Here is a 12,759-nt window from a genome sequence, read left to right as displayed (position 1 = left end):
GTGCCGTTCTTCTCGATCTCGGGCTCCGACTTCGTCGAAATGTTCGTCGGCGTCGGCGCCTCGCGCGTGCGCGACATGTTCGAACAGGCGAAGAAGAACGCGCCCTGCATCATCTTCGTCGACGAGATCGACGCGGTCGGCCGCCATCGCGGCGCCGGCCTGGGCGGCGGCAATGACGAGCGCGAGCAGACGCTGAATCAGCTGCTCGTCGAGATGGACGGCTTCGAGGCGAATGAGGGCATCATCCTGATCGCCGCGACCAACCGCCCGGACGTGCTCGATCCGGCGCTCATGCGTCCGGGCCGGTTCGACCGGCAGATCCAGGTGCCGAACCCGGATTTCATCGGCCGCGAGAAGATCCTCAAGGTTCACGCCCGCAAGGTGCCTTTGGCGCCGGACGTGGATTTGAAGATCGTCGCGCGCGGCACGCCGGGGTTCTCGGGCGCCGATCTGATGAATCTTGTCAACGAGGCGGCGCTGCTCGCGGCGCGGCGCTCGAAGCGGATCGTCACGAAACAGGAGTTCGAAGACGCCCGCGACAAGATCATGATGGGCGCCGAGCGGCGCACGCTGGTGATGACGGATGAGGAGAAGAAACTCACCGCCTATCACGAAGGCGGCCATGCGCTCGTCTCCTTGAACGTGCCGGGCTCAATTCCGATCCACAAGGCGACGATCATTCCGCGCGGCAGAGCGCTCGGCATGGTGCAGGGCCTTCCCGAGCGCGATCAGATCTCGCAGAGCTACGAACAGCTCGTGGCGATGCTGGCGATGGCGATGGGCGGACGCGTCGCCGAAGAGTTGATCTTTGGGGCGGCGAAGACGACCTCCGGCGCCGCCTCGGACATTCAGCAGGCGACGCGCATCGCCCGCGCGATGGTCACTCAGCTCGGCTTTTCGGACAAGCTCGGCACCGTCGCCTATGCCGACCCGCAGCAGGAGCAATTCCTCGGCTACTCGCTCGGACGCACGCAGACCTTCTCCGAACAGACGCAGGAGACGATCGACGCGGAGGTGCGCCGGCTGGTGCAGGAAGCTTACGAGAAGGCCAGGCAGATCCTCGTCGACAAGCGTACGGATCTGGATACGCTCGCCAATGCGCTTCTCGAATTCGAAACGCTGTCCGGCGACGAGATCAAAGGCCTGCTCGCCGGCAAGCGACCGGTGCGCGAAGAGTCGACGCCGACGCCGCCGCCGCGCGGCTCGGCGGTGCCGACGACGGGCCAGAAGCCAGAGCCCGACGTCGGCGGCCTGGAGCCGCATCCGATCTGACGGAAAAACCCAGCGGTCCCGACCGCTGGGTTTTTTGCATCCGATATCGGAAACCCTCTAAGTCTTGGACTGCGCGATCAAATCCTTGACCGTCTCGGCGGGTCGGCAAAGCGCCGCCTTGTCCCCCATCGCAACGATCGGCCGCTCAATCAGAATCGGATGCTGTTCGATGGCGGCGAAAATTTCGTCGTCTGAGACGGCGGGATCACCGAGTCTCAGGTCTTCGTAGGGCGTTCCGCGCTTGCGCAGGACGTCCCGCACGTTCTTGCCCATGCGACGCAGAAGCTCCTTCAACGTCGCCCGATCGGGCGGGTTTTTGAGATATTCGATCACTTGCGGCTCATAGCCGGCTTCTCTCAGTGCGGCGAGCACGTTGCGCGAGGTGCCGCAGGCCGGATTATGGTAGATTTTGACTTCCATGTGGACTTCCATTCAGACGATGTGCGACTGTTCATTACCCGTTCGTAAGGCTGGCGAAAACGCGCATTTGGCCTTAGGCCATAGATGCGCCGACTTGATGTGACAGATAGCGTGAAGGATGCGTCGATTTGGCGCCGCTCGCTGAGGATCTCGAATGACCCGCACCTATTTCGGCACCGACGGCATTCGTGGCCTCGCCAACGAGAAGATCACGCCGGAGCTCGCGCTCAAGGTTGGTCAGGCGGCGGGGCTGATCTTTCATCGCGGCGAAGGTCGGCATCGCGTCGTCATCGGCAAGGACACGCGGCTCTCAGGCTATATGATCGAATATGCGCTTGTCGCCGGCTTCACGTCGGTTGGCATGGATCCGCTGCTGCTGGGGCCAATGCCGACGCCCGCGGTCGCCATGCTGACGCGGTCGATGCGCGCCGACGTTGGCGTCATGATTTCCGCCTCTCACAATTCTTTCGAAGACAACGGCATCAAGCTGTTTGGACCGGACGGCCACAAGCTTTCCGACGAGATCGAACACGATATCGAACGCCTCATCGACGGCGATATCTTGCGCAAGCGCGCGGGACCGAGAGATCTCGGACGCGCCCGCCGCATCGACGACGTGCGCGCGCGCTATATCGAGTTCGCCAAGCGCACGCTGCCACGCAATATGAGCTTGGAAGGTTTGCGCCTTGTCGTCGATTGCGCGAATGGCGCGGCTTATAAGGTGGCGCCCGAGGCGCTGTGGGAGCTTGGCGCCGAAGTGATCGCGATCGGCGTCGAACCCGACGGGTTCAACATCAATCATCGCGTGGGCTCCACATCGCCGCAGGCGCTGCGTGACAAAGTGCGCGAGCTGCGGGCCGACGTAGGCATCGCGCTCGACGGCGACGCCGACCGCGTGATCATGGTTGACGAAAATGGGGGCCTGATCGACGGCGATCAGCTGATGGCGGTTGTCGCCGAAAGCTGGCGCGATCAGGGGCTGCTGTCCAAGCCCGGCCTCGTCGCGACAATCATGTCCAACCTTGGATTGGAGCGGCATCTCAATTCTATCGGGCTTACGCTCGAGCGAACGCCCGTTGGCGACCGTTATGTGATCGAGCGCATGCGCGAAGCCGGCTACAACATCGGCGGCGAACAGTCGGGCCATGTCATTCTCTCTGACTATTGCACGACAGGCGACGGGCTCGTGACGGCGATGCAGGTGCTCGCAGAGGTGAAGCGTCGGGATCGTCCGGTGAGCGAAGTTTGCCACCGGTTCGAACCGCTGCCGCAAGTATTGGAGAATGTGCGCGCCCATCGTCGCGAATTGGAGCGCACGGCGGTCGCGTCTGCAATCGACGATGCGCGGGCGCGACTCGGCGGCTCGGGCCGACTCATTGTTCGCCCCTCCGGCACTGAACCCGTGATCCGCGTCATGGGCGAAGGCGACGACCGCGAACTGGTCGAATCTCTCGTCGCGCAAATCTGCAGCGTGTTGAAGGAATCCGCCGAGGCGGCCTGAGCAAAGCCGCTGCGGGCGCCTTCGGCGCTGCCTGCTAAGGATAGAATTCAGTTAAGCGATAGGGTTAACGTATCGTTAATCCTTGCCGCCCATGTTGCCGTTGTCGGCCCTGCATCTTCAAAGCGCTGCGGGGCGCCCGAACCAAGGGGACCGATCATGGGCCGCACCATCTCGCTGGCGCTGTCAGCCACCATCATCATGAGCGGTCTAGCCGCGCGCGCCGACGGCCTGCCGCCTCTCCCGCCTCTTGATGTCAGCGGCTGGTATCTACGGGGCAATGTTGACGCGCCCGAGCAACAATTAACCGAGGGACGGACCTACCTCCCGCCAAACATGCTCGCCGTTCTGCCGAACGGCTCGACCGGACCGGCGCGTTATTCGATGAGCGAGATGCGCTAGCTTTCAAACGACGCAAGCCAAAACAATTTCATGTTAGCAATGCGCCAGAGACGGGTCGTGCTGCGAGCGTCGTAAACCGCCTTAAGCGACCATGGCGATGAGCGTTGCGCCAAATGCGCCGAGGATGACGACAAGCCACGGCGGCGTCCGCCATAGCACGAGCAAGAGGAAAGCAAGAAGGCCTAGCCCGAAGTCCGCTGGGCCAAGGATCGCGCTCGTCCAAACCGGGGTATAGAGCGCCCCGAGCAGAATGCCGACGACCGTCGCGTTGATCCCCTTAAGCGCCGATTGCGCCGCCGTCCGATGACGCAATGCGTCCCAAAAAGGCAGCGCGCCGACGACCAGAAGGAAAGACGGCAGGAAAATCGCGATAAGACAGATGAGCCCGCCCGCCCAGCCGTTTGGCTCAGACGTCATCGCCGCGCCGAGATAGGCCGCGAAAGTGAATAGTGGGCCGGGAACCGCTTGCGCTGCGCCATAGCCGGCAAGGAATGCATCACGGTCGATCCAGCCTGGAGATACGAAGGCTTGCTGCAGCAGCGGCAGCACGACATGCCCGCCGCCAAAAACGAGCGATCCCGAGCGATAAAAGCCGCTGATAAGCTCGATCATAGGATTGGGGATTGCGTCAGCCAGAACAGGCAAACCCGCAAGCAATACGGCGAACAGCGCGAGCGAGGCGATGGCCGTGGGCCGGGTGATGGGGATCGATAGCGGCGTCGTGGCCCCGTTGTTTTCCCCCGAGAGGAACAGCCAACCAATGACGCCCCCCGCCGCAATCGCCAAAATCTGACTACTGGCGGTGGGGACCGCCAAAGTCAGCAGCGTCGCCGCCACGGCGATGGTCGCCCGCTCCCGATCCGGACAAAGGCTTCGCGCCATCCCCCACACCGCTTGCGCGACGACCGCGACAGCGACCACTTTGAGGCCGTGCAGCCAAGCGACCTGCGAGAGGTCGCCGAGGCGACCGACTCCATAGGCGAAGCCGATCATCGCAAGCGCCGAAGGCATGGTGAACCCGATCCATGCCGCCAATCCGCCGGCGAGTCCGGCCCGCAACATGCCGATGATGATGCCGACCTGACTGCTGGCGGGGCCGGGAAGGAACTGGCAGAGCGCGACGATATCCGAGTAGGCGGCCTCATCGAGCCATTTGCGGCGCGTGACGAACTCAGCGTGGAAATAGCCAAGATGGGCGATCGGCCCGCCGAAGCTCGTGACGCCGAGGCGCAGAAAGACCCCAAGCACTTCCAGGAGGGAACCGCGCCCCTGGTTGAGCGTCGTCCCGCAATCAGCGCTCATGGCGAGTTCGGCGCTTCAGAATTTCTAAGGGCCGCGCCGAGCTGCTTCTCATCCACCGACCACCTCCGCGAAGCTCTGAGCGCCATAAATGGCGGCGCTGTTTTCTTGCTGGCTTTGGACATTTACAGGATGATGTTGGGGGCCATTCGCGCCTCGCGTATCGTGCTGCTCCACCACCGCGCGGACAGTTCAGTCTTTGCGTGAGGATGAAGCAAGAAGCAAAGCGTGAGCATATCTCGTCCATGTCCGAGCTGACCGAAACCGGAGGAGAGGCTCCTCAGACCAATGCGCCGGAGATCAGCGTCTCCGAACTCGCGAACGCACTGAAGCAGACCATCGAGGATCGCTTCGGACGCGTGCGCGTGCGCGGCGAGATCTCCAACTATCGCGGCCCGCACGCCTCCGGCCACGCCTATTTCTGTCTCAAGGATCAGAATGCGCGTCTCGACGCGGTGATCTGGCGATCGACGTTTCTGCGCCTGCGCACGCGGCCGCAGGAGGGACTGGAAGTCGTCGCGACCGGCCGCGTCACAACCTTCCCCGGCAAGTCCTCCTATCAGATCATCATCGAGTCGCTGGAGCCGGCCGGCGTCGGCGCGTTGATGGCGCTGCTCGACGCGCGCCGCAAGGCGCTCGCGGCCGAGGGCCTCTTCGATGAAGCGCGCAAGCGTCCCCTGCCCTTTTTGCCGCGAGTCGTCGGCGTCGTGACCTCGCCGACGGGCGCCGTCATCCGCGACATCCTGCACCGTCTCAACGACCGCTTCCCGCGCCGCGTGCTGGTCTGGCCCGTACGGGTGCAGGGCGAGAGTTGCGCCGAGGAGGTCGCCGCGGGCATTCGCGGTTTCAACGCGCTGCCTGCCGGGGGCGCCATCCCCCGCCCCGACGTGCTGATCGTCGCGCGTGGCGGCGGCTCGCTCGAGGATCTATGGGGCTTCAATGAGGAAGTCGTCGTTCGCGCGGCGGCGGAGAGCGTCATTCCGCTCATTTCGGCGATCGGTCATGAGACCGATACGACGCTCATCGATTTCGTCGCCGACCTTCGAGCGCCGACGCCGACGGGCGCGGCGGAGAAAGCCGTTCCGGTGCGGGTCGAGCTGTTCGAACATCTCGCCATCCACACAAGCCGGCTGGAGGGCGCGCGCCGCCGCGCCATGGAACAGCGTCGCGTCCAGCTTTCAACCTTCGCGCGCCTGCTCCCCGCCGGCGACGCCCTGCTCGCCAATCCGCGCCAGCGTTTTGACCGGGCGGCGGAGCGGCTGCGCACGGGCGCCCGCGCCGCCCGAGACGGAAGGCGTCTGCGGCTGTCGCGCGCCGCAACGCTGCTCGCCCGCCACTCTCCGCAAGCGGAGCTGGCGCGCGTGCGCGAGCAGCTGCGGGGTCTTGGCGCGCGGCTGCAGCAGGGCTATCGCGCCCGGCGCGTTCTCGCCGGCCAGGAGAACGCCGCCGCCAGACAGCGCCTCGCCGGCGCGGCGCAGCGTCTCGACCGCGCCGTCGCCGGCTTGATCGGCGGCCATCAGGATAGAATCGACAGACTGGCGCGGCTGCAGGAGTCGCTCAGCCATCGCTCGGCGTTGGCGCGCGGCTTTGCGCTGGTGCACGATGACAGCGGCGCCCTGGTGCGCAGCGTCACGCAGGCTCCTCCAGGAACGGGTCTCGATATCGAGATCGCCGACGGCAGAATCCAGGCACGCGCCGGCATTGCAATTCCAGATCCGCCGGCGCGCCCGCGCCCACGGCGCCGCCTGAAAAGAGCCGACAGCGACGATCAGGGATCGCTGTTCTGACCTATTCGAAGCGCATCTGCCACGCGACGATGCTGCGCTGCATGGCCGCCCGCGGCAGATAACAGAACACATTGGTGGAGATCGGCGCCTCGACGCAATGATAGTGCTCCTTGCTCCAGTCGTAGCCGAGCATATCCATACAAGCGACGATCTTGTCGTGAATGAGCTTTGGGTTAGAGCGCCGCTCCGCCGGAAAATCCCGCTCCGTCTGATATTCGCAGTCGGTGACGTCCATCTTCTGGCCTTCGAAATAGCGGCCGCTGGCGCCGCTCGTGACGAACATCGCCTCGGTGGCGAGAATGAACGCTAAGCCGACCACCAGCGCGAGCTTGCCCTGCCACTTGGTCTTGAAGAAGTGAAGATCGAGTAGCGACAGCAATCCTATCGCCAAGAGGCCGCCGCCCAGAAGCAGCGTCAACGGCGACAAAAAAGGCGCGATGCCTTCGTTCATGTCACGCTCCTGACCGCGCGCGCCGCCGCATCGCGCGTCATTGATCAATATTAAGAGCGAGACTCTCTGCAAAGCAACCACGCGCACTTCGCATAACGGCCGGCGCACTTCTTTTCTGCGATGCGAAATTGATCGGGCCCGGGCGCGCCATCAATCCACTCAATGCACATGTGCTATCTGCTCAGGGCCGGCGGAAGCACTCCGCGCCGAAGGACGTCAAATTCGCGGCGAAACAGCGTGTTAAGCTTCTGTTAACCAATTAACCCGTTATTAACGAAAGGACGAATTTGCTCAAATGCAACAGGCCAAAGATACCTGCGATCAAGGTTGACGGAACCTTCGCTTAACCCTGGAAGCCTAGGACTATCGCCCAGTCGGTCGTCGTCGTAACAGGAGTTCTTCATGCTGCTTTCGAAACGCGCCTTCGGCGCCAAACTCGTCGTCGCGCTGACGGCGTTCATGGCGGTCCTGGCGCTCTCGGCCTGCGCCAAGAACACCGCCGATGAAGCCGCGAATGATCTGGCGGGCGGAGGCTATGGGCGGGGGCGCGGCGGCGTAGCCAGTCCCGGCAGCCATCAGGATTTCGTGGTCAATGTCGGAGATCGCATCTTCTTCGAGTCCGACTCCACCGATCTGACGTCCACCGCGCAAGCCACGCTCGATAAGCAGGCCGAATGGCTCAACCGGTACTCACGCTATAGTTTCACGATGGAAGGCCACGCCGACGAACGCGGCACCCGCGAATATAATTTCGCGCTCGGCGCGCGACGCGCCGAAGTGGCCAAGAATTACCTCATCGCGCGCGGGGTCCCGGGGTCGCGCATCCGCACGGTGAGCTACGGCAAGGAGCGTCCTGTCGCCGTCTGCGACGACATCTCCTGCTGGTCGCAGAATCGTCGCGCCGTCACGGTGCTTTCCGGCGGCAATTCCTGATAGGATGCCCGCCGCGCCCCTTGCGTCCGGGGCGTCGTTGCGGCAATGAAGACGCGCGCCTTTTGGGCGCCCGCAGGAGTGTAGCTCAACTGGTAGAGCACCGGTCTCCAAAACCGGGGGTTGTCGGTTCGATCCCGGCCACTCCTGCCATCAAATCAACATGATAAGCGCCCCGCAACTGAACGTTCTTCTTAAGGGGTAACGTCAGGGTAAAGTGCGGTTTCACTACCCAAGTTCGTTAGCTGAGTTTGAAATTCCTGATTCGTGGTGGCACGAAGCCGGAATAGTCGGCTTCACGCCAACGGGGCGCACCTATAAATCAGCTACACCCGGATCGCACATCGTCCCGCTCTCCGAGATTGAACCAATACTACAATCCGAGCGGCCACCCCTGGACTACCGCGGGTTTCGGCGACACGCTCTAATTTATTTTTTGACCTGCATCGCAAATGGCTCAGAAATTCCTCCTGTTGTGTTGCACAAATTGGAGCGAGCAAGCACCTTCAAATATGAACTCCGCGGAGGCTTCCACCGCTTTCACGCAGCAGCGGCGGTAGGCTTTGAGTCCATCCCGTCAAAATTCTATGACGACCTCTCCGCTGAAGAATGTTTCGATCTCTCATGAATATGAGGTAGTTCCTCTTTGGAATGTGGCAGACATGCACCCTGCCCCGCCCACGATCGCCGATCTGCAAAGCCAAGGCGTCCACGGCGCTCGCGCATTTTGCCTGAATCAAGCTTGCCAACGTTTGCTGGGTTATTCCATTCGATGCGCTGCGGAACGTCGTAGAGATTCGTTTTATCCGCTTGGCGAGGTCCCGGCGCTTCGTCTGTTCGGCATGCGGCTCGCGCGACGTGCATCTATCGGCCGACTATGCGGCGCAGCGCCAAACCGCCAAGGGCATCGCCTAAGCAATTTACCGAAATGGGTCTGTCGCTGACGGAGAGTGCGTCTCGCGCAATAATCACCGCCCGCAAATTTACGCCGCGCCCGGATGCCAACGCCCGCCATATCTGGCGGGCGTCTCTTCGAGCGTGCGGCTAGGCCTCACCGGCAATTCCACACCCAATGGCCTTGATCCCACACCCAACAAGGACCGTGAACGTGTCCGCCACCACCGTAACCATAGCGATCGCTCCAATCCCTGTGCTGGTGGCGGCCGTGCCCTCCATAGTCTGGCAAATACCGGCCATGGTGAAATGTGCCGGCGTGCGCGAACGACACCCACAACATTGCAGATGCTAGAGTTGCGCCAAGCTTTAGAGTTTTAGTTTTGCGCATAGCGTCCTCCCTATGCTTCTGATGGAGAACTATGGCGCTCGGGCTTAATTTGAAGGGCGCGGAATGCCGCGCGCAATAAGTTCGGGATCGGCGATGACGACGCGAGCTTTATTGAAAAGATAGCAGCGGCGTAACGCATCAAGCGAGCCACCCGTCGCGGCTTTTACGCGTCGCTAGACTTTAGAGCCGTTCAACGGCAACGGCGAACGTAACCGACGTAGGCTGCCATTACCGACGCGTCCAAAACGAAAGGCAGCCCTGCTCTCGGTCAAAAGCAAACCCGCCAGAGAGGCCGGAAGAAGAGTGACGGGGGAAGGTCGTCTAACAATATTTGGACGGCTTCACCCTTCATCAAGCCCCGATTTCCTGCGATCAAACCCGCTGCTCAATTCGTTGCAAAAGTTTGTCCATTGCAGCAGGCAGAGGCTCAGCGGTTACGCCTGATAACATGGCGCGCAGATAGTCAGCGATCGTCGTGACCATCGCATTATCGAGCATAGATTGCTTTTGGTTATTATTGGTCGGCGACACGATTCAGGTCCTCCTCTTTCAGGACCTATAATTCCTGAAGCGCGCTCACGGTTCCGCCTTAAAGACGGAAAGGCCCGCGCCTTTTCGACGCGGCCCGCGCCCTCGCGGTAATCGAACCCCGCCGCGCGGTTCAGTTAGCGCCGAGCCTCTGATATCGAGCTAAACTCGCGCGGCAGGCTGCGCCGCTTAGCAGGCCGCGCCGCCGCCACCGATCCACTGCTTTGGCTGTGCTAAGACACTAATTTTAAAATACTTTGCAGGGGAACAATGCAAACGTGACGCGGTTTCTCCCCCATCAGGAGGATGCGTCATGCCGGACGGAGCGCCGGGCGATTGGCGGAACGCGGCCGCCGGCAAAAGGGGAGAGCGGCCCGACGCCGCAATGGAATCGATTAGCCAGCATCTGAGATCCAGGTTCGACAAAGTCCTCACAGAGCCGCTGCCCAAGAGGATCATGGATTTGATGGCCGAGCTGGATTGGGGGCGCGGCGGCGGGAGCCCGACGCGCAGAAACGGTCGAAATCCCGCCAACGCCAAATCTCGGCGGCCTTAGCGACCTCTTTGTCGCGCTTGCGGCTCATTGAGCCGCCTCGGGCTCGCGCTGGGCCGCACCCGCAGCTAGGATCATCCCCACGGAACGCGCCCTGCTCACGCATTCGACCAGGACCGCGCGAGCGCCGTTCCTCGGGGAGCAGAACCATGGCCGGCGAAGCGATGCGGCTGACGTCTGGCGACGCGCTCATTGTCCTGGACGTGCAGCGCGATTTCTGCGCCGGCGGCGCCTTAGAGGTCTCCGGAGCCGACAAGATCGTCTCTGTGGTCAATGAACTCATCAAGGAAGCCGTGGCCGCCGGCGTTCCCATCGTCGCGTCGCGCGACTGGCATCCAACCGGCCATGCCAGCTTTCGCGATTGCGGCGGACCATGGCCGGCGCACTGCGTTCAAGACAGCGCCGGCGCGCAATTCCATCCCGACCTGCGCCTGCCAGTGCGCGCCATCATCGTCAGCAAAGGAGAATTGCTCGAGCGCGACCAGCTTTCGGCGCTCAACGGCACGGGGCTCGCCGAGCGGCTGCGCCAGCTCGGCGTGCGTCGCGTCTTGATCGTCGGACTGGCGCTCGACGTCTGCGTGCTCGAGACGGCGCTGGACGCCATCGCGGAAGGATTTGAAACGCATGTGCGGCTGTCCGGAACGCGCGCCATTGCGCCGGAGGGCGCAAGAGCCGCCGTCGAAAAGATGCGGAAGGCGGGCGTCTTCGTCGAAGACAGCCAAGACGAAATTTAAAAGGCATGCACACATTACAGCGATGAGGATTTGCCCGGTCCTGGCGGCATAGCTATGGTCCCGACGGGCGCGAGCGCAGGCTGATCGGGCGAAGGACGTCCTCATCCTGAGGAGCGTGCGCAGCACGCGTCTCGAAGGGCGAGGAAGCCCTTCACCCGATTCCACTGAGCGCGAGCGCTTCCGCCATAGCCAATCGCGACGTGAAAAGGAGCGGTCGTGTCCGGCAGCGCGCTCTTCGCGGATCTCTATGAATTTGCGATGCTGCGCGCCTATTTCGAATTGGGCATGAACGCGCAGGCGACGTTCAGCCTCTTCGTGCGCAAGCTGCCGCCGCAACGCAATTTTCTGATCGCCGCCGGCTTGGACGATCTTCTTCATGAGATCGAGCATTGGCGTTTTGAGGCGCACCACATCGACTATCTGGGCTCGCTAAAAATCTCTTCGCAGCCGTTCCTCGACTGGCTCGCAGATTTCCGCTTCTCCGGCGACATCTATGCGATGCGCGAAGGCACGCCGTTCTTTGAAAACGAACCGATCCTGGAAGTGATCGCGCCCATCGCCGAAGCGCAACTCATCGAAACGCTCGTTCTCAATCAGATCGGACTGCAAACGATGCTGGCGTCGAAAGCGGCGCGCGTCGTCGCCGCGGCGCGCGGCGCCAGCGTCGTCGATTTCGGCGCGCGACGGGCGCAAGGCATGGATGCGGCGATAAAGGGCGCCCGCGCATTCTATATCGCCGGAGTCGAGTCGACCTCCAATGTCGCGGCCGGGCAAGCCTATGGATTGCCCCTCGCCGGAACGATGGCGCATAGTTTTGTCGAAGCCTGCGCCTCCGAGGCGTACGCCTTTCAGTCTTTCAGCGATGTTTTTCCAGGCACGACGCTTCTCGTCGATACCTATGACACGCTCGAAGGCGTCAACAAGGTCGTGGCGCTCGCGAGGGCGCGCGGGCCGAACTTCAACATCCGCGCGGTGCGTCTCGACTCCGGCGATCTCGACCTGCTGTCGCGCCAAACGCGCCGCATCCTCGATGACGCCGGCTTGACCGGCGTGCAGATCGTCGCCAGCGGCGGCCTTGAGGAAACCAGGATCGACGCTCTGACGTCGCGCGGCGCGCCTATCGATGTCTTTGGCGTCGGGACGGATATGGCGGCGTCGAGCGACGCGCCAAACCTCGACATCGCCTATAAGCTGACCGAATACGCCGGCAAGGGACGGATGAAATTGTCGGCGGGCAAGCGCTCGCTGCCGGGCCGCAAGCAGGTTTTTCGCGAGATTAGAGACGGCGTCGCGGTGAGGGACGTCATCGCCCGAGCGGGCGAAACTCCGCCAGGCGTCCCATTGCTGCAGCCGTTCATGCTGTCAGGTCGCCGGGTCGCGGAGCAGTCATGCGACCTTCCGCTGATTCGCGATTACGCGAAAGAACAGCTCGCTGCGCTGCCGCCGCATCTGCGGATGCTGCAATCGCGTGAGGCGCGCTATGAAGTGGCGATCAGCGACGCGCTCGCCAGCTATGAGCACGAGACTCGCGCGCATTTGATCGAGTGATGTTTTGGCGAACTTGGCGCGGCCGAACGCTCGGCCGCGAACGGAGCGAATT

Annotated in this window: 12 protein-coding genes and 1 tRNA gene; 9 read left to right on the top strand and 4 right to left on the bottom strand. The window is 62.7% G+C overall.

Annotation, left to right across the window (positions count from 1 at the left end; translation table 11 throughout):
• The coding region (gene ftsH, locus IYY11_RS07940) for an ATP-dependent zinc metalloprotease FtsH (RefSeq protein WP_196403364.1) at positions 1–1,272 on the top strand (1,272 nt) is incomplete at its 5' end.
• Between the two features lie 57 nt (positions 1,273–1,329).
• Here ftsH and arsC read toward each other — a convergent pair.
• Positions 1,330–1,692 carry an arsenate reductase (glutaredoxin) gene (gene arsC / locus IYY11_RS07935; RefSeq protein ID WP_196403363.1) on the bottom strand — a complete coding sequence of 121 codons (363 nt, stop codon included), beginning with the start codon at positions 1,690–1,692 and terminating at the stop codon, positions 1,330–1,332.
• Between the two features lie 154 nt (positions 1,693–1,846).
• On the opposite strand from arsC, the gene glmM reads away from it, so the two are divergent.
• Positions 1,847–3,193, top strand: coding sequence for a phosphoglucosamine mutase (gene glmM / locus IYY11_RS07930; RefSeq protein ID WP_196403362.1), 1,347 nt, complete (start codon positions 1,847–1,849; stop codon positions 3,191–3,193).
• A 156-nt stretch (positions 3,194–3,349) separates the two neighbouring features.
• Complete coding sequence (locus IYY11_RS07925) at positions 3,350–3,592, top strand: hypothetical protein (RefSeq protein ID WP_196403361.1); 243 nt, start codon at positions 3,350–3,352, stop codon at positions 3,590–3,592.
• 81 nt (positions 3,593–3,673) lie between these two features.
• Here the strand turns inward: IYY11_RS07925 and chrA are convergent, their stop codons facing one another.
• Entirely contained in the window at positions 3,674–4,894 is a 1,221-nt protein-coding gene (chrA, locus tag IYY11_RS07920; protein WP_196403360.1) for a chromate efflux transporter, read from the bottom strand.
• Between the two features lie 242 nt (positions 4,895–5,136).
• Between chrA and xseA the strand changes: the two genes are divergently transcribed.
• Entirely contained in the window at positions 5,137–6,678 is a 1,542-nt protein-coding gene (gene xseA / locus IYY11_RS07915; RefSeq protein WP_246719755.1) for an exodeoxyribonuclease VII large subunit, read from the top strand.
• Between the two features lies 1 nt (position 6,679).
• Here the strand turns inward: xseA and IYY11_RS07910 are convergent, their stop codons facing one another.
• Complete coding sequence (locus IYY11_RS07910) at positions 6,680–7,129, bottom strand: hypothetical protein (protein WP_246719753.1); 450 nt, start codon at positions 7,127–7,129, stop codon at positions 6,680–6,682.
• 402 nt (positions 7,130–7,531) lie between these two features.
• Here IYY11_RS07910 and pal point away from each other — a divergent pair, with 402 nt between their 5' ends.
• Together pal and IYY11_RS07900 are read left to right on the top strand one after the other, a co-directional pair.
• On the top strand, positions 7,532–8,062 hold the full coding sequence (pal, locus tag IYY11_RS07905; RefSeq protein ID WP_196403357.1) for a peptidoglycan-associated lipoprotein Pal: 531 nt from the start codon (positions 7,532–7,534) through the stop codon (positions 8,060–8,062).
• Between the two features lie 74 nt (positions 8,063–8,136).
• A tRNA-Trp gene (locus IYY11_RS07900) sits at positions 8,137–8,212 on the top strand.
• 1,504 nt (positions 8,213–9,716) lie between these two features.
• Here IYY11_RS07900 and IYY11_RS07895 read toward each other — a convergent pair.
• Positions 9,717–9,875, bottom strand: a complete 159-nt coding sequence (locus tag IYY11_RS07895; RefSeq protein ID WP_196403356.1) for a hypothetical protein — start codon at positions 9,873–9,875, stop codon at positions 9,717–9,719.
• A 310-nt stretch (positions 9,876–10,185) separates the two neighbouring features.
• On the opposite strand from IYY11_RS07895, the gene IYY11_RS23810 reads away from it, so the two are divergent.
• From IYY11_RS23810 to IYY11_RS07885, 3 genes are all read left to right on the top strand, one after another.
• Complete coding sequence (locus tag IYY11_RS23810; RefSeq protein WP_409455239.1) at positions 10,186–10,428, top strand: NepR family anti-sigma factor; 243 nt, start codon at positions 10,186–10,188, stop codon at positions 10,426–10,428.
• 146 nt (positions 10,429–10,574) lie between these two features.
• Positions 10,575–11,159 carry an isochorismatase family protein gene (locus IYY11_RS07890; RefSeq protein WP_196403355.1) on the top strand — a complete coding sequence of 195 codons (585 nt, stop codon included), beginning with the start codon at positions 10,575–10,577 and terminating at the stop codon, positions 11,157–11,159.
• 216 nt (positions 11,160–11,375) lie between these two features.
• Positions 11,376–12,707 carry a nicotinate phosphoribosyltransferase gene (locus IYY11_RS07885; RefSeq protein ID WP_196403354.1) on the top strand — a complete coding sequence of 444 codons (1,332 nt, stop codon included), beginning with the start codon at positions 11,376–11,378 and terminating at the stop codon, positions 12,705–12,707.
• The last annotated feature ends 52 nt before the right edge of the window (positions 12,708–12,759 follow it).

Source organism: Methylocystis sp. H62 (assembly GCF_015709515.1).
GTDB lineage: Bacteria > Pseudomonadota > Alphaproteobacteria > Rhizobiales > Beijerinckiaceae > Methylocystis.
Note: the sequence above shows the minus strand (reverse complement) of the source record. Positions and strands in the feature narration are given on the sequence as shown.